Genomic DNA, 16626 nt, shown 5'->3' with positions numbered 1-16626 from the left:
GTTTTCCCTCTGGGTGTTGGTGGGGGGAGTACACAGCTGATGAGTCGTCGGTCGGGCGGATTGATCGGGGACTGGGCCGAGGCCCAGCGCCGGCAGCAGCAGACGCAGGTGATCCAGCAGCGGGAGGCCGAGCGCCGGCTGCTGGCGTACGAACGGGACCGGCAGCGGACCCACGAACGCGACGCGAACCGCAGCCACCGGCAGTACCGCGAGGCCGAGGCCCTGCGGCGGACCGCGCAGATCGACGCCGAGGTCGATGCCCTCAGGGGCCTGCTGGCCGCGGGCTGCCGGGCACCGGCGTTCCGGATATCCGCCCTGGCCCGGCCCGAGCAGCTGGAACCCTTCCACCCCGGGGCCCTGGCGCATCCGGTGCCGATGCCGCGCATCGACCAGTTCCAGCAGCAGAGCAGCGGCTGGACGCTCGGATCCAGCCACCGGGCGCAGGCGGAGCGGGAGGCCCACGCCCGGTACACCGAGGCCTGGCAGGCCGCGAGCGCCGCGGAGGCGCAGCGGCAGCAGCAGCTGGCCGCGTACCGGCAGCAGTACGACCGGTGGGCAGCCGAGCAGCTCGCCGGGGTACGGGCGCACAACAGCGGCCTCACCGAGCTGGCCGCCGCCCTGCGCACGGGCGACGCGGAGGCGGCGGTGGAGTACTTCTCGGCGGCCCTGTACGCCTCGGCGGCCTGGCCCGAGGCGCTGCCGAGGCAGGTCACGGCCGCCTACGACCCGGCGGCGCGCCAGCTGGTGCTGGACTGGGAGCTCCCCGGGTACGCGGTGGTGCCGGAGGCCAGGTCGGTGCAGTACCTGCCGAGCACGGACCAGGACAGGGTGAAGCCCCGCCCGGTGACGGAGCGTCGGGCGCTGTACCGCGACCTGCTGGCGCAGTGCATGCTGCTGGTGGTGCGCGAGCTGTACGCGGCGGACGAGTTCGGCGTACTGGACTCGGTCGTGGTCAACGGGTTCGTGGACTGCCACGATCCGGCGACGGGGCAGGAGGCGCGGTTCGTCCTGTCCACGGTGCCGGCGGCGCGGAGCGCGTTCGCGGGGCTGCGCCTGGAGCAGGTCAGCGCCGTGGACTGTCTGGTCTCGGGATTGGGCGGGCAGTTGTCGACGCGGCCCGACCAGCTGACGGCGGTGCGCCCCGGGCGCCGGCCGGACGAGGTGGGCGGAGGGATCGTCAGCCACGGCGGGGAGGCGGGCGACGCGGACGACGCGGACGAGGACGAGCCGGACCTCTTCGTAATGGATCCGATCGCCTTCGAGAACCTGGTCGCCGAGTTGTTCCGGGCGATGGGCATGGAGGCGGTGACCACGCAGCGGTCGGGCGACGGCGGGGTGGACGTGGAGGCGCTGGACCCGGCGCCGATCCGGGGCGGGCGGATCGTGGTGCAGGTCAAGCGCTACCGGAACACGGTGCCGCCGACGGCCGTGCGCGATCTGTACGGCACGGTCCAGGACAAGGGGGCGAACAAGGGGGTGCTCGTCACCACCGCGTCCTTCGGGCCCGGGTCGTACACCTTTGCCAACGGCAAGCCGCTGGAGTTGGTTCCCGGGGCGGATCTCGTCGAGCTGCTGCACCAGTACGGACTGCGCGGGCGGCTCGGCGGCGGTCCGGCGCGGCGCGCGCCCGAACCGGAGCCCGCCGCCCCTTCGGCGGACCACAACGTGCTCGGCATGTCCTGGTCGGGGTCCGTCGCGCTGGACGTGTGCGCCCTCGTCTGCACGGGCAACCGGGTGCTGAGCGAGGAGCACTTCGTGTTCTTCAACAACCCGCGGACCCCGGACGGTTCGGTCCGGGCCCGCGCGCACGCGGCACCCGACAAGGCGGCGCTGGAGGTCTCCTTCGACGCCCTGCCCGAGCCCGCCGACCGGCTGGTCCTCGTGGCCGCGATCGACCCGGAGGTCGATCCGCACGCCGACCTCGCCGGGTTCACCGACGCCCACATCCGCCTGCTGTCCGCGGGTGGCGGGGAACTCGGCCGGCTGGACGTCTCCGACGGGCGCGCCGGGGAGACCGCGCTGGTCCTCGGCTCCTTCCGGCGCCGCTCCAACGGCGACTGGGACTTCGTGATCGGGGGCAAGGGCTACCGCGGCGGTCTGGAGGACCTGCTGAGCGAGTACGGAGTCGAGGTCGCCTGACGGCGACCGCGGCCTACGGCTCTTCGGGGTCCCGGTCGGAGTCCGAGTCGGGATCGCCGTACGAATCGGGATCGCCGTACGAGTCGGGCCCGTACGAGTCGGCCCCGTACGGCTCGGGCTCCGGCTCGGGCTCCGCGTCCGGCTGCGCCGGGCGGTCGACGTAGCGCAGGACGCCCCACATGCTCTCCGGCGGCGCGTGCTGCGGGGCCGGTTCGCGGCAGGCCTCCAGCTCTCGGAGCAGGGCGGGGCCGTCCGTACCGGCGCCGATCAGGACCAGTTGGCTCCGGCGCGGCTCCCCGCGGCCCCAGGGGCCCGGCACGAAGCGGAGGAAGCGTCCGACGGCGTGGACCTCGTAGCGCTCCTCGTGGCCGGGGACGCCGAAGTGGACGTAGCCCTTGATCCGGTACAGCCCGGCCGGACGGCGGTCGAGGAAGTCGATGAACCGGCGCGGGTTCAGGGCCTGCTCGGACACGAACTCCGTACTCTCGTAGACCGTGTGGGCATGCCCGGTGTGGTCCTCGTGGGCGGCGTCGTGGGCCTCGGGGTCTGCCTCGGCGGCGTCCCTCGCCTGCGAGATCAGGTCCTCGAAGGACAGCTGTCCCTGGGTCTCGGTCCACGGCCGCCGGTCGAAGAGCAGCTCCGGGTCGATCCGGCCGTGGTCGGCGGCCACCACGGGTGTGCCGGGGCAGAGCGTGTTCAGCTCGCTCTCGATCCGGTTGAGGCCGGCCGACTGCACCCGATCGGTCTTGTTCAGCACCACCAGGTCCGCGACGGCCAGGTGGCGGTCGGTCTCCGGGTGCTTGGCCCGGGTCGCGTCGAACTCCGCCGCGTCCACGACCTGGACCAGCCCGCCGTACCGGATCGCCGGATTCTCGCCGGCCACCAGCATCCGGATCATCTCCTGGGGCTCGGCCAGCCCGCTCGCCTCGATGACGATCACGTCGATCCGGTGGACGGGCGCGGAGAGCTTCTCCAGGTACGCGTCCAGCTCGCTGCCGTCGACCGCGCAGCACAGGCAGCCGCCGCCGAGCGAGACCATCGAGTCGCCGACCTGGCCGGCCACGGCCATCGCGTCGATCTCGATCGAGCCGAAGTCGTTGACGACGACGCCGATCCGGGTGCCTGCGCGGTTCCCGAGGAGGTGGTTGAGCAGCGTGGTCTTGCCGGATCCGAGGAATCCGGACAACACGAGGACGGGGATCGGCTGGACGGGCGGCTGGGCGGGCTGACTGCTGTTCACACGGCCGATCGTAGTCAGCCGAGCGCCGGAACCGGCTCGGGCGGGTTCGGGCCCACGTACCGGGCGGCCGGACGGATGATCTTCGAATCGGCGGCCTGTTCGAGGATGTTCGCGCTCCAGCCGACCACGCGGGCCGCACAGAAGGTCGGGGTGAACATTTCGCGCGGCAGCCCGCACAGCTCCATGACCACGCCGGCGTAGAACTCCACGTTGGTGTGCAGCTCCCGCCCCGGCTTGAGCTCGGCGAGGATCTCCTCGACCTGTCGCTCCACCTCCACGGCGAAGTCCACGAGCGGGCCACCGAAGCCGAGCGCGATGTCCCGCAGCATCCGCGAACGCGGGTCCTCGGTCCGGTACACGGGGTGCCCGAAGCCCATGATCCGGTCCCCTGCGAGCACCCGCTCGCGGATCCACGGTTCGATGCGGTCCGCTGTACCGATGGCGTCCAGGGTGTCCAGGGCCCGGCTGGGCGCGCCCCCGTGGAGCGGGCCGGAGAGCGCGCCGATGGCGCCGGTGAGGGCGGCGGCGACGTCGGCGCCGGTGGAGGCGATCACGCGGGCGGTGAAGGTCGAGGCGTTGAAACCGTGGTCGATCGTGGAGATCAGGTACTGCTCGACGGCTCGCGCCTTGACCGGGTCGGGTTCCTGACCGGTGAGCATGTACAGGTAGTTGGCGGCGTACGGGAGGTCCGCGCGCGGCTCGACCGGTTCCAGCCCCTGCCCCAGCCGGTACAGCGCGGTGAGCAGGGTCGGTACGGCGGCGCAGGCGGCCAGCGCGTCGGCGGCCCGCCGTCCGGGGTCGATGTCGTACACGGGGCGGAACCCGGCGGAGGCGCCGAGCAGCGAGAGCGCGGTCCTCAGCCCGGCGAGCGGGCCGGAGAGAGCGGTGGCCCGGGCGAGGGCGGGCAGGGCGCCCTGCACCGCGTCGGGCAGCCGCCGCAGCGGGGCGATCTCGGCGGCGAACGCGGCTCGCTCGGCGGCGTCGGCCGGGAGGGCGCCGCGGAACATCAGGTGCCACACGTCCTCGAAGCTGCGACTCGCGGCGAGCTCGACGGCCGAGTACTGGCGGTAGTGGTAGAAGCCCTCGCGGCCTCGGACGTCACCGAGTTCGGTCTCGGTGACCACGACTCCCGCGAGACCGCGGGGCACATCGACGGTGGTGTTCATGGATCGACCATCCATCATGGATTGAATCCTTGTCAATGTTGATTGAATCAATATATGTAGGGTGGTGTCATGAACGACCAGGCGGACGGCGAACGCCGGCTCAGCACCCGGCAGGCGGCGGAACTGCTGGGGGTGAAGCCCGCGACCGTGTACGCGTACGTCAGCCGCGGCCAGCTCACCAGCCGCCGCGACCAGGTCGGCCGCGGCAGCAGCTTCGACGCGCGCGAGGTGGAGGCCCTGGCCCTGCGCAGCCGGCGCGAGGCGGCGGCGCCCCCGGGTACTGAGCTCTCCGTACGCACCTCGCTCACGCTCATCGAGCCCGACCGGTACTACTTCCGGGGCGTGGACGCCGTCGAGCTGGCTTCGCGCTACCCCTACGAGGAGGTCGCCGAGTGGCTCTGGACCGGGACGCTGCCGCGCGGCGCACGGTTCACGGCTCCCCCGCAGGCGCTGGCCGCCGCCCGGCGCGCGGTGGCGGCGCTGCCCGAGCACAGCGGTCCGATCGACCGGCTGCGGGTGGCCACGGCAGCCGCCGCGGTCGCGGATCCGCTTCGCTTCGACCTGTCCGCGGAGGCCGTACTGGGCTCCGCGCGCTGCCTGATCCCGACGCTGGTCGGCGCGCTGCCCGAGGTGGGCCCGCCCGGCTGGCGCGGGGACGGCCGGCTGGCCCGGCAGCTGTGGACCCGGCTGACGGCGCACGAACCGGATCCGGACGCGCTGGCCACGCTGGACCTGGCCCTCACCCTGCTCATCGACCACGACCTGGCCGCCTCGACCCTGGCCGTACGGGTGGCGGCGTCGGCGCGGGCCCATCCGTACGCGGTGGTCTCGGCCGGTCTCGGCGCGCTCGAAGGGCCGCTGCACGGTGCGGCCGGACGGCTCGCGCACCGGATGCTGGTGGAGGCGCTGGAGCGGGGCGGCGCCGCTCCGGTGGTCGCGGACCACCTGCGGGCGGGACGGCGGGTTCCGGGGCTCGGGCACCGGCTGTACGAGGGTGAGGACCCGCGGGCCACGGCGCTGTTCGCCCGGCTGGAGGGCGTGCCGCAGGCGGGACCGGCGCTGGCGGCCGCCCGGGAGGTCGTCGCGACGGCGGCGGCCCGGCGGGGCGGGCTGCACGCCAATGTGGACCTGGCGCTGGCGGTGCTGACGGTGTCCTGCGGGATGTCCGCTGAGGCCGGGGAGACGGTGTTCGCGGTGTCCCGGACGGCGGGCTGGATGGCGCACGCGCTGGAGGAGTACCAGGAGCGGCCGCTCCGGATGCGCCCGAGCGGCCAGTACCAGGGGCCCCGCCCGCCACAGCCGATGCCGTGACGCGCGTCGGCCCGCGCCGGCGGTCCGGCCGCGGGGTCAGGTCCGCAGCCAGACCGCCGTGTCCTGCGGAAGCGGCCCCGCCGCGGCCAGGGCGGAACTGCTCAGCAGGAGGCTCGAATGCGCCGGCAGCGGGATCGGCCCGCCGGACAGGTTGACCACGCAGACCAGCCCGTCGGGGCGGGCGAAGGCCAGCACCCCGGGCGGCGCGGGCAGCCACGCGAGAGAGCCCCCGCCGAAGCCGCCGGCCGCGCGGCGCAGCCCGAGGGCGGTCCGGTAGAGGGTGAGCATCGACTCCGGGTCGCCGTCCTGGCGGTCCGCGGCGTACGTGCCCCAGTCCTCGGGCTGCGGCAGCCAGGGGTCGTGCCACGGCTCCGCGGTCCACGGCAGCGGGACCCGGCAGCCGTCCCGCCCCGGGTCGGTGCCACCGGAGCGGAAGTGCATGGGGTCCTGGATCCGGCCGATCGGTATGTCGGCTTCCGGCAGGCCCAGTTCCTCCCCCTGGTAGACGTACACGGCGCCGGGCAGGGCGAGCGTCAGCAGGGCCGCGGCGCGCGCCCGCCGGGTGCCGAGGGCCGGGTCGGTGGGGGTGCCGAAGGCCTTGGTGGCGAAGTCGAAGCCCGTGTCGGCGCGCCCGTAGCGGGTGACGGTACGGGTCACGTCGTGGTTGCACAGCACCCAGGTGGCCGGGGCGCCGACCGGGGCGTGCTCGGCGAGGGTCTCCTCGATGGAGGTGCGCAGCCGACCGGCGTCCCACGGGCAGCTGAGGAAGGAGAAGTTGAAGGCGGTGTGCAGCTCGTCGGGGCGCAGGTAGCGGGCGAAGCGCTCGGAGTCGGGAAGCCAGACCTCGCCGACGAAGACGGCTCCGTAGGCGTCGGCGATCGCGCGCCACGAGCGGTAGACGGTGTGCAGGTCGTCACGGTCGATGTACGGGTGGACCTCGCCGGTCCCGGGCGGCCAGGGCTCGGGCGGGCGGCCCGCCAGGTCGGGCAGGGCCGGGTCCTTGGCGAGCAGGGCCGCGGAGTCGATCCGTACGCCGGACACGCCGCGCTCGAACCAGAAGCGCAGCACGTCCTCGTGCTCCCGGCGCACGGCGGGGTGGTCCCAGTTGAGGTCGGGCTGCTGCGGGGTGAACAGGTGCAGGTACCACTCCCCGTCGGGTACGCGCGTCCAGGTGGCGGCGCCGTTGAACTGCGAGGGCCAGTCCCCCGGCGGCAGTTCGCCGCCTTCGCCGCGGCCGGGCCGGAAGTGGAAGAGCTCGCGCTCGGGGCTGCCGGGGCCGGCGGCGAGCGCGGCCCGGAACCAGGCGTGCTGGTCGGAGACGTGGTTGGGGACGATGTCGACGATGGTGCGCAGGCCCAGCGCGCGGGCCTCGGCGATGAGCTTCTCGGCCTCGGCGAGGGTTCCGAAGGCGGGGTCGATGGTGCGGTAGTCGGCGACGTCGTAGCCGCCGTCGGCGAGCGGGGAGAGGTACCAGGGGGTGAACCAGAGGGCGTCCACGCCCAGTTCGGCGAGGTACGGGAGGCGGGCCCGGACGCCCGCGAGATCGCCGGTGCCGTCCCCGTCGCCGTCGGCGAAGCTGCGGACGTACACCTGGTAGATGGCGGCCGTGCGCCACCAGTCGGCGGCGTCTGCGGGCAGGGGGAGGTCAGCCACGGGGGGTCCTTTCACAGGGGGCGGCCGGTCGTGGCGGTGCGGGGCGCTGCGGTCGGCCCTCGGTGGTCAGCCCTTGAGGGAGCCCGCCGTCAACCCGCTCACGATGTTGCGCTGGAAGAGCAGGAAGACGAGGAGCGTGGGCGCGGAGGCCATCGCGAGGGCGGCGACGAGGTAGTTCTCGGGCACTCCGGTGGACAGCGAGTAGATGCCGACGTTGAGGGTCTGCAGCGCCGGGTCGGGGAGGGTGAGCATCGGCCAGAGGAAGTCCTTCCAGACGCCGACGATCGCGAAGATCGACACGACGCCGAGGACCGGCCGGGACATCGGCAGGACCACGGAGCGCAGGGTGCGCAGGGCGCTCGCCCCGTCGATGGAGGCGGCGTCGAGGATCTCCTGCGGGATGGAGTCGAAGAACCGCTTCAGCAGGAAGATGTTGAAGGCGTTGGTGACGGACGGCAGCCAGATGACCCAGGGCGAGTTGAGCAGGTTCCGCTGGATGAGCGGCACGTCGAGGACCGTGAGGTACTGCGGTACGACGAGGACGGCGGCCGGGATCATCAGGGTCGCCAGCATCATGCCGAGGACCGCCTTGCCGAGGACGGGGCGCAGCCTGGACAGCGAGTAGGCGGCGCCGACGTCGAGGACGAGCTGGAAGGCGAGGGCTCCGAAGGCGTAGTAGAGGGTGTTGAACAGCAGCTTGGCGAGGTCCATGACCTTCCAGGCGGCCGTGTAGTTCGCGGTGTGCGCGGAGTGGGGCACCAGGGTGGGCGGGACGCGGGCGAACTCATCGGTGCTCTTGAGGCCGTTCGCCACCATCCAGTAGAGGGGGCCGAGGAAGACGGCGGTGAAGGCGATGACCACCACGGCGAGGACGGTCCAGTAGAGGATCTTCCCCCGGGTGCGGCCCAGCTGCGCGGGGGATATCAGCGTGCGCTCTGCCATGGCAGGGGGCTCCTGTCAGCTCTCGTTGTCGCGGCTGAGGCGGACGTACAGGGCGGAGAAGCCGGCGAGCAGGACGAGCAGGCACAGTCCCAGGGCCGCGGCGCTGCCGTACTGGTTGAAGCTGAAGGCGTACTGGTAGATGAGGACGACGACGGTGGTGGTCGAACCCTCCGGGCCGGCGCCGCCGGTCAGCAGGAACGGTTCGGTGAACACCTGCATCGTCGCGATGATCTGCATCAGCAGCATGAGCGAGAGGATGAGCTTGGTCTGCGGGACGGTGACGTGCCAGATCTTGCGCAGCAGTCCGGCGCCGTCCAGTTCGGCGGCCTCGTACAACTCGCCGGGGATGCCCTGGAGGGCGGCCAGGTAGATCAGGGTCGCGGCGCCCATGTTCATCCAGGTCGACGCGATGACCACGGACAGCATGGCGGTGTCGCTGGATTGCAGCCAGTCTTGCGCCGGCAGGTGCAGAAATTCCAGGGCCCTGTTGAAAAGGCCGTATCCGGGGTCATAGAAGTACTTGAACAGCAGGACCGAGGCCACCGGCGGCATCATCACGGGCAGGTAGACCAGCAGGCGCAGATAGCCCTGGGCGTGCCGGAACTCGTTGAGGACGACGGCGACCACGAAGGGGAGGAGGAAGCCGAGGACCAGGGCGAGCCCGGTGAAGAGCAGGGTGTTGCGCCAGGCCTGCCAGAAGCCCGGGTCCTGGAAGACGTGGCGGAAGTTGTCCCAGCCGACCCATCGGGTGGTGCCGCCCTCCGTCTTCTGGAAGGCCAGCAGGAACTCCCGGACCATCGGGTACCAGGAGAAGAAGGAGAAGCAGAGGACGGCGCCGATCAGGAATCCGTGGGCCGTGAGGTTCCGCTTGAACGCCCGGCGGAACTCCTCCTTCGAGGCCGCGCGCGCGGCGCGGCCCTCGGGCAGAGTGGTGGGAGCCGACATCGCCGCTCGCTCCTACTGGTTCGCCAGCAGCTGGTTGACCGCTTTCTCCGCCTCGGCGAGGAGCTGCCCGGCGTCGGCGTCCTTGTTGGTGAGGACCCCGGACATCACCTTGTCGAGCACCTTGTAGACCTCCTGGGCCTTCTTCGGCTCCGCCTTGCCGGGTACCGGGTTGTCCAGGAAGGCCTTGAAGTTGGCGACGGGCATGGTGGCGCTCGCGGCCTTCAGCTCGTCGTCCTTCGCCTTGCTCGCGCCGGTGAAGAACGCGGGCTGCGGGAGGCCGACCGGAAGGCCGTCGGCCTTGGAGCGGTCGTACCGGAACTGGCCCTTGCCGACCGCGAGGGTCTTGAAGTTCAGCCAGGCGACGGCAGCCTTGATCTTGTCGGGCGAGCTGCCCTTCTTGATCATGTACCCGTTGCCGCCGGCCAGGGTGGCCGCGCCGCCGGGGAGCGGGCCCATGCCGAAGTTCTCGTACTTCGCGCCGAGCTGCTGGACCATGTACGTGATGTCGTCGGGCGCGGCGAGGAACATGCCGAGCTTGTCCGAGGCCATCTGCTTCTGCAGGTCGCCCCACTTGAGCAGCTGGGTCTTGCCCATGCTCTCGTCCTCCCAGCGCATGGCGTGGAGGTTGTCGGCGATCTGCATTCCGGTGGGGTTGTTGAAGGCGGCCCTGCCGTCGGCGCCGACGATGTCGCCGCCGAGGCCGTACATGGCGGCCGTGTAGTGCCAGCCTCCGGTGTTCTCGACGCTGTACTCGCCGTAGCCGGCGGTGCCGTTGCCGAGGGACGCGATCTTCTTGGCCGTCGTCCGGACCTCGTCCCAGGTGCGCGGCGGGGTGTCGGGGTTCAGGCCCGCCTGCTGGAAGAGCTTGCGGTTGACCAGCAGGCCCATCGTGTAGTTGCTGGTGGGGAGACCGTAGAGCTTGCCGTCCCGCTTGAGGACGCCCAGGACGTTCTTGTCGATGTCGTCGACCGCGGGCACCGACTGCGGGGTGACGTAGGCGGAGATGTCCTCGGCGCCGTCGTTGTCGAGGACCTGCTGGAGGTCGGTGAAGTACGCGTAGAACACGTCCGGCTGGGACTTGGCCTTGAGCATCGCGGTGAAGCGCGGGGGCTCCAGGCACTGGCCGGGGGTGGAACGGCCCTCGATCGTGACGTTCGGGTACGTCTTGTTGAACTCCGCCACGTCCTCCTTCCACTCCTTGAGCTCTGCCGCCTTGGCCGCCGGCGGCATGCAGTCGATGGAGAGGGTGACCTTCGTCTTCGGGTCGAGCGGGGCGGCGGCGTCGGCGGAACCGCCGCTCGGCCGCGCCGACTTGCCGTCGCCGCTGCTGCTCGTACCGCAGGCCGCGAGGGCGGTGACGGCGAGGGCGGAGACAAGGGCGGCCGCGGTGCTGCGGCGGAGGCTGGTTCTCATCGGTGGTCCCCTTCGAGCATCGGACAGGAGGCGTGGGGCGAGCGCGGCACACTCAACCACCACCCACAGGTGGACGCAATATCCCGCGCAGATTCCGTAAGAGATTGACAGCGCAGCGCCGGACACGGGAAGCACAAAGGGCTCCGAAGCGTCCAGGGGACGTTCCGGAGCCCTTCGCCGTGCGGCGGAGCCGGTACGGGACTACGTGCGCGGGGCCTGTGCGGTGGAGCCGCGTACCACCAGCTCGGGCTCGAAGAGCAGTTCGCCGGGCTGCACGGCGGCGCCCTGGATCTGCGCGGTGAGCAGCTCGACGGCGGCCCGGCCCATGGCCTCGATGGGCTGGCGGACGGTGGTGAGCGGGGGCTCGGTGCAGTTCATGAACGCCGAGTCGTCGTAGCCGACCACGGAGACCTCCCGGGGCACGGCGAGCCCCCGGCGGCGGGCCGCCCGTACGGCGCCCAGCGCGAGCGGGTCGCTGGCGCAGATGATGCCGGTGACCCCCCGGTCGAGCAGCCGGGAGGCGGCCGCGTGGCCCCCCTCCAGCGAGAACAGAGTCCGCTCCACGTGGGCGGGCGGCAGCTCGGTGCCGGCCGCGGCGGCGACCGCCTGGGCGGCCGTCAGCTTGCGCAGGGAGGGGATGTGGTCGGGCGGGCCCAGCACCAGGCCGATGCGCTCGTGCCCCAGGGAGACCAGGTGGCGCCAGGCCTGTTCGACGGCGACGGCGTCGTCGCAGGCCACGCAGGGGAAGCCGAGGTCCTCTATGGAGGCGTTGATGAGTACCACCGGGACCTTGCGGTCGGACAGCAGCCGGTAGTGCGCGTGCGGGGCGTCGGCCTGTGCGAAGAGGCCGCCGGCGAAGACGACGCCGGACACCTGCTGCTGGAGGAGGAGCTCTACGTAGTCGGCCTCGGAGACCCCGCCGGTGGTCTGCGTGCACAGCACCGGGGTCAGCCCCTGCTGGGCCAGCGCGCCGCCGATGACCTCGGCGAACGCGGGGAAGATCGGATTCTGCAGCTCCGGCAGCACGAGCCCGACCAGCCGGGCCCGCTCGCCGCGCAGCTGCGTGGGCCGCTCGTAGCCGAGGACGTCGAGGGCGGTGAGCACGGACTGGCGGGTGGCCTCCGAGACGCCCGGCTTGCCGTTGAGCACTCGGCTGACCGTTGCCTCGCTGACTCCCACCTTCTTCGCCACTTGAGCAAGTCGTCGCGTCATGCGCGCAAGAGTAGCGCAAGAAATGCAAGTCGCTTGCGGGGCGGCGGGACGCCCCCGGGAGTACCCCGGAGGCGCCCCACCTCCCGTCTCCGCGCCGCCGGGCTACGGCAGTTGGTTGATCCTGAACGTCGAGGTCGTGTTCCGTACGTCCACGGCGTTGTCGCTCGTCTTCAGGTTGTGGATGGTGACCTCACCGACCGCCGGGCCCTGCCCCGCCTCGGGCATCTCGTTCGCCCAGAGCCCGAAGCCGGACTTGGCGTCGAAGGCGTCGCCGCTCTTCTTCGCCCCGGTGATGGTGATGTCCTTCAGGACGGTGTCCTTGATCGGGTTGACCGGCTGGCCGCCGATGTACTGCGTCTGGAACATGATGCCGCTGTACGTCGGATCGACGATGTCGACGTTGTTGATCCTGATGCCCTGGAACACCTTCGAGGCCGAGAACAGCCAGATCCCGGGGAACGTCTGCGCGCCCCAGAAATGGCCGCCCGACCGGACGATCGAGACGTTCTCGAAGGTCGTCGGATCGGTGCCGAAGCCGTTCATCGGGTACCCGAAGTCCAGCGAGCTGACGGTGACGCCCGAGTAGACGAGGGTGTCGGCGATGTGGATGTTGCGGAAGGTGTTGGCGTAGCCGCCGTAGACGGCGACACCGGCCGCGCGCCAGGTCAGGATCGCGGTCAGATTCTCGTACAGGTTGTCCTTCATGTCCGCGCCACCCGCGTCGATCGCGGAGAACAGCGCGAAGCTGTCGTCGCCCGTGGACCGCGCCTCGTTGTTGGACACGAGGTTGTCCGTGCTGCCGTTGGTCATGTTGATGCCGTCGGCGAACGTGTCGCGGATCCGGGCGTTCTTGATGGTGATGCGGTCCGTGTTGGCGCCCCAGTAGAGGCACACGGTGTGCTCGTTCCAGATGTTGTCGATGGTGATGTCGGTGACGTTGGAGAAGTCGAACACCTTGCCGGGGCCGTCGATGCGCGAGGTGTAGTTGCCGAAGTAGGCGAATCCCGTGAAGGAAGAGCCCTTGGCGCTGGCCTCCGCGCGCCAGCCGACGTCGGTGTTGTCCTGCGTGGCAGGGGCGTGGAAGCGGGTGAACCAGGGTCCGGCGCCGAGCACCTGGACGGCCTTGCCGTACACCTGGAACTTGCTCGCCGTCTCGTACTCGCCGGGCGGCAGGTAGACGCCGACGAGCTTGCCGGTGGTGTCCATGCGGACCTTGTCCAGGGCGTTCTGCACGTCCTGGTGGCTGAATCCGGCGGGCACGGTGTACGTCGCCGGGTCCGGGTTCGGCGTGACGGCGGCCTGCTCCAGGCTGACGAAGTCGATCGCATAGCTGGTGGTGTTGGCGGCGTCCTTCTGGAGGCGGATCCTGCTGCCCGCGGGAACGGTCTCGCCCAGCAGCAGGTTGGCCTCGTCGTAGATGTGCCGCGGGGCGCCCGAGCCCGGGGAGTTGCCCGGGGAGGCCTCGGCTCCGTACAGCCAGGCGTACTTCGAGGTCAGCGGCAGGGCCTTCTTGAAGGTGCCGTTCACATAGACGTCGATGGTGGAGTCGATTCCGCCGCCGCCCGCGGCGTCCGGGATGGAGAAGCGGGTGACCAGGGTGTTGGTGGCGGCGCGGGTGGTGAACTCGACGTACTCGCCCGTCGCGTCGAGGTTGACGGCCTTGCGGCCGGAGGCCTCGCCCGCGATGTCGCCGATGGTCCGGTTGGGGCCGACGACGGTGGCTCCGCCGCCGACCGCCGCGTCCTCCGCCTCGTACATCTCGAAGGGCATGTTCGCCCCGCGGCCCACGAAGAGGGGCTTGGTGGAGGTGTTGTTCGTGCGCTTGACCGGGAGTTCGTTGGCGTCGTCGGCGAGGACCGACTTGACGGTGTACTTGCCGTTCGCGGCCGACCAGTTGCCGAGCGCGATCGGGGCGGTCGAGGCGCCGGGTGCCAGAGCGCCGCTGAAGGAGCCGGTGAGCGTACGGACGGTGGCGCCGGCCGCGTCCTGGAGGGTGAGCGTGACGCCGTGCGCGCCGGGGGCGGCCGCGATGGTGCCCTGGTTCCGGACGGTGACGGTGAGGTCGACCGGCCGGCCCGCGGACGGGGCGCTCGGGGACCAGCTCACGGCGGAGGCGACCAGGTCGGAGCTGTCGACCGGGCGGATCACCAGCGGGGAGCCGGTGAAGGTGTTGTTGGTGTCGTTCTGCTCGATGACCGTGTTCGCCTCGTCGACGATCGCGCTCAGCGGGTAGGTGCCGGCGTCACGCGCGCCGATGCCGGCGGTGACGGTGGCCGTGGCCCCCGCGGCCAGGGCGGGCACGTTCGCCGTGCCCACCGGGCTGCCGCCGAGCTTGAAGGTGACGGCCGTGGCGGCCGCCGGGGCCGGGCCGCTGTTGCGGACGGTGGCGGACAGCGTGACGGAGTCCGATTCGACGGGGGCCGCCGGAGTGGCGCTCAGGCCGGTGACCTCCAGGTCGGGGTTGGGCGCGGGGACGCCGATGACCTGGAACTCGGCGATCTGGCCGTTGGAGGCCCCGGTGTTGGAGGCGAAGCGGAGCTGCACGTCCGCGACGCGGGCGTGCACCGGGATGGTGACGGTGTTGGCGCCGGACGCCGGATCGAAGACGTAGTCCTTGGCCGCGACCAGGCCCGTCGCACCCGGGGCGCTCTGCTCCCGGCCCAGGACCTGGATGTTCTGGGTACGGGTGCCCCAGCTGCTGTCCGGGTTGAGTTTGAGGACCAACCGGTCGACGTCGGCGTTGGCGCCGAGCCTGACCGTGAGGGTGCTCGGGTAGGCCCCGGCCGCGCCCTCCCAGTAGGTGGAGGTGCTGTTGTCGTTGGCGTTCTCCGCGACGAAGGTGTGGATCACGGAGGAGCCGGTGATCGGCTTGCCGACGGACAGGTTGGAGCCGCCGCCTCCGGTGCCGTTGCGGGTCACGGTGTTGCTGTCGCCGGAGCGGTTGCCCGCCGCGTCCTTGGCGCGCACGAAGTAGCTGACGGTGGCGTCGGCCGGCTGGGTGTCGGTGTAGGTGGTGGCGCTGCCGGCCACCGTCGTGCGCAGCACGTTGTTCGCGTACACCTCGTAGCCGGTGACGCCGATGTTGTCGGTGGAGGCCTGCCAGGCCAGCTTGACCTGGTCGGCGGCCGGCTCGGTGAAGGTCAGGGCGCCGGGGGCGGTGGGTGGCTGGGTGTCCCCGGTGTCTGCGGCGCGGGTCACGCTGTTGCTGTCGGGCGACTGGTTGCCGGCCGCGTCCCTGGCCCGGACACGGTAGGTGACGCTGGTGCCGGTGGGCTGGGTGTCGGTGTAGGTGGTGACGTCGCCGGCGACGCTGGTGCGCAGCTGGTTGTTCGCGTACACGTCGTAGCCGGTGACGGCCGTGTTGTCGGTGGCGGCCTTCCAGGTGAGCTTGATCTGGCCGGTCGCGGGCTCGGTGTAGGCGAGCTCGGCGGGGGCGGTCGGGGGCTGGGTGTCCCCGGTCTGCGGGCCGTAGATCTCCAGCTCGGATATCTGCCCGCCGGGCTGTACGGAGTTCGCCGAGATCAGGACCCGCAGGTGGCGGGTGGTGGCGGCGTCGAAGGTGATGGTCACCGCGTTGGCGCTCGACGGGTCGAACGCGTACGTCTTGGACGCGGTCAGGTCGGTGAAGTCGGTGCCGTTGGCACTGCCCTGGAGTTTCAGGGTCTGGGTGCGGGCGCCCCAGCCCTCGGGCAGCCGCAGCACCACGCGGTCCACGCGGACGGAGGCGCCGAGGTCGGCCTGGAGCCACTGGGGCAGCGCGTTGTTGGCGCTCTCCCAGTAGCTGGCGGTATTGGCGTCGTTGGCGTTGGGCGGGAGGTAGGTCTGGGTGCTGCTGCTGGCGGTCAGGGTCTTGCCGAGGGCCAGGTCGGCCGAGGACTCGCCGGCGGCGCGTACCTCCAGCTCGGAGAGCTGGGCCGCCTGCCAGCCGGTGTTCGCGGTGATGTCGATCCGGACGTACCGGGTCTGGGCGGCCGGGAAGGTGATCGTGACCGTGTTCCCGCTGCCCTGGCCGAAGGCGTACGTCGCCGAGCTCACCAGGGTGGTGAAAGCGGTGCCGTCGGCGCTGCCCTGGACGGACAGGGTCTGGTTGCGGCTCTCCCAGGCCGCGGGGAGCTTGAGCACCACCTGGTCGACGCGGGCGGTGGCGCCGAGGTCGGTCTGCACCCATTGCGGGAGGGCGCCGCCGGCGCTCTCCCAGGCTGCGCTCTCCCAATACGTGGACTGGTTGCCGTCGGTGGCGTTGGCGGCCGTATAGGCGCCGTTGCTGCTGCTCGCCGCGGCGGGGCGGCCCGCCGCGATGCTCGGGCCGCCGGCGGCCTCGGCGGTCAGGGCCGGCCATCCCAGCATCAGCAGGGCCGTGGCGGTCAGGGCGGCCAGCGCCCGTCCTCTCCAGTGGAGCCTTCTCATATGTCCTCGTCCCTCGGCATGAGTTTTCTGAACCAGGTGAGATAGGAATTTGCGTCGTGCCGTGCGAGAGTTGCAGAGCTTTGCCGAGTCGTCTACTGCTCTGACCGCAGATTTGCGCCGTCATCGCTTGCGCAAGCTGGACGCAAATAACGCAAGCCATTTGCGTGGACATGGGAAATTCCGCTTCGGCCGAAGGCG

The 16626-nt window shown here is 71.4% G+C and carries 10 protein-coding genes; 2 read left to right on the top strand and 8 right to left on the bottom strand.

Annotation, left to right across the window (positions count from 1 at the left end):
* The first annotated feature begins 39 nt into the window (after positions 1-39).
* Complete coding sequence (locus ACIQU4_RS33640) at positions 40-2139, top strand: restriction endonuclease (protein ID WP_403738893.1); 2100 nt, start codon at positions 40-42, stop codon at positions 2137-2139.
* Positions 2140-2152: 13 nt separating this feature from the next.
* Here the strand turns inward: ACIQU4_RS33640 and ACIQU4_RS33635 are convergent, their stop codons facing one another.
* Both ACIQU4_RS33635 and ACIQU4_RS33630 read right to left on the bottom strand, forming a co-directional pair.
* Complete coding sequence (locus ACIQU4_RS33635) at positions 2153-3388, bottom strand: CobW family GTP-binding protein (protein WP_403739032.1); 1236 nt, start codon at positions 3386-3388, stop codon at positions 2153-2155.
* Positions 3389-3393: 5 nt separating this feature from the next.
* Positions 3394-4560, bottom strand: coding sequence for a citrate synthase/methylcitrate synthase (locus ACIQU4_RS33630; RefSeq protein ID WP_403739029.1), 1167 nt, complete (start codon positions 4558-4560; stop codon positions 3394-3396).
* Positions 4561-4614: 54 nt separating this feature from the next.
* Here ACIQU4_RS33630 and ACIQU4_RS33625 point away from each other — a divergent pair, with 54 nt between their 5' ends.
* Positions 4615-5856: a citrate/2-methylcitrate synthase gene (locus tag ACIQU4_RS33625; RefSeq protein WP_403738889.1), complete on the top strand. Its 1242-nt coding sequence runs from the start codon at positions 4615-4617 to the stop codon at positions 5854-5856.
* A gap of 36 nt (positions 5857-5892) precedes the next feature.
* On the opposite strand, the gene ACIQU4_RS33620 is transcribed toward ACIQU4_RS33625, so the two are convergent.
* From ACIQU4_RS33620 to ACIQU4_RS33595, 6 genes are all read right to left on the bottom strand, one after another.
* Positions 5893-7509, bottom strand: a complete 1617-nt coding sequence (locus tag ACIQU4_RS33620) for a glycoside hydrolase family 13 protein (RefSeq protein ID WP_403738886.1) — start codon at positions 7507-7509, stop codon at positions 5893-5895.
* A 66-nt stretch (positions 7510-7575) separates the two neighbouring features.
* On the bottom strand, positions 7576-8451 hold the full coding sequence (locus ACIQU4_RS33615; protein WP_403738883.1) for a carbohydrate ABC transporter permease: 876 nt from the start codon (positions 8449-8451) through the stop codon (positions 7576-7578).
* Positions 8452-8466: 15 nt separating this feature from the next.
* Entirely contained in the window at positions 8467-9396 is a 930-nt protein-coding gene (locus ACIQU4_RS33610) for a carbohydrate ABC transporter permease (RefSeq protein WP_403738880.1), read from the bottom strand.
* Positions 9397-9408: 12 nt separating this feature from the next.
* The gene (locus ACIQU4_RS33605; RefSeq protein WP_403738877.1) at positions 9409-10809 is read right to left on the bottom strand and encodes an ABC transporter substrate-binding protein; all 1401 of its coding nucleotides are present in this window, start codon (positions 10807-10809) and stop codon (positions 9409-9411) included.
* A gap of 201 nt (positions 10810-11010) precedes the next feature.
* Positions 11011-12021, bottom strand: coding sequence for a LacI family DNA-binding transcriptional regulator (locus ACIQU4_RS33600; protein ID WP_403738874.1), 1011 nt, complete (start codon positions 12019-12021; stop codon positions 11011-11013).
* A 102-nt stretch (positions 12022-12123) separates the two neighbouring features.
* Positions 12124-16428 (bottom strand): discoidin domain-containing protein, encoded by a 4305-nt coding sequence (locus ACIQU4_RS33595; RefSeq protein ID WP_403738871.1) that lies wholly within the window; start codon positions 16426-16428, stop codon positions 12124-12126.
* Between the last annotated feature and the right edge of the window lie 198 nt (positions 16429-16626).

Source organism: Streptomyces sp. NPDC090741, assembly GCF_044769045.1.
Taxonomy (GTDB): domain Bacteria; phylum Actinomycetota; class Actinomycetes; order Streptomycetales; family Streptomycetaceae; genus Streptomyces.
This window is presented reverse-complemented; position numbering and strand designations above follow the sequence as displayed.

Bases quoted from the DNA above. Each gene is read 5' to 3' on its own strand.
- ACIQU4_RS33610 (WP_403738880.1), bottom strand. From the start codon at position 9,396: ATGTCGGCTCCCACCACTCTGCCCGAGGGCCGCGCCGCGCGCGCGGCC.
- ACIQU4_RS33615 (WP_403738883.1), bottom strand. From the start codon at position 8,451: ATGGCAGAGCGCACGCTGATATCCCCCGCGCAGCTGGGCCGCACCCGG.
- ACIQU4_RS33595 (WP_403738871.1), bottom strand. From the start codon at position 16,428: ATGAGAAGGCTCCACTGGAGAGGACGGGCGCTGGCCGCCCTGACCGCC.
- ACIQU4_RS33605 (WP_403738877.1), bottom strand. From the start codon at position 10,809: ATGAGAACCAGCCTCCGCCGCAGCACCGCGGCCGCCCTTGTCTCCGCC.
- ACIQU4_RS33640 (WP_403738893.1), top strand. From the start codon at position 40: ATGAGTCGTCGGTCGGGCGGATTGATCGGGGACTGGGCCGAGGCCCAG.
- ACIQU4_RS33600 (WP_403738874.1), bottom strand. From the start codon at position 12,021: ATGACGCGACGACTTGCTCAAGTGGCGAAGAAGGTGGGAGTCAGCGAG.
- ACIQU4_RS33625 (WP_403738889.1), top strand. From the start codon at position 4,615: ATGAACGACCAGGCGGACGGCGAACGCCGGCTCAGCACCCGGCAGGCG.
- ACIQU4_RS33630 (WP_403739029.1), bottom strand. From the start codon at position 4,560: ATGGATGGTCGATCCATGAACACCACCGTCGATGTGCCCCGCGGTCTC.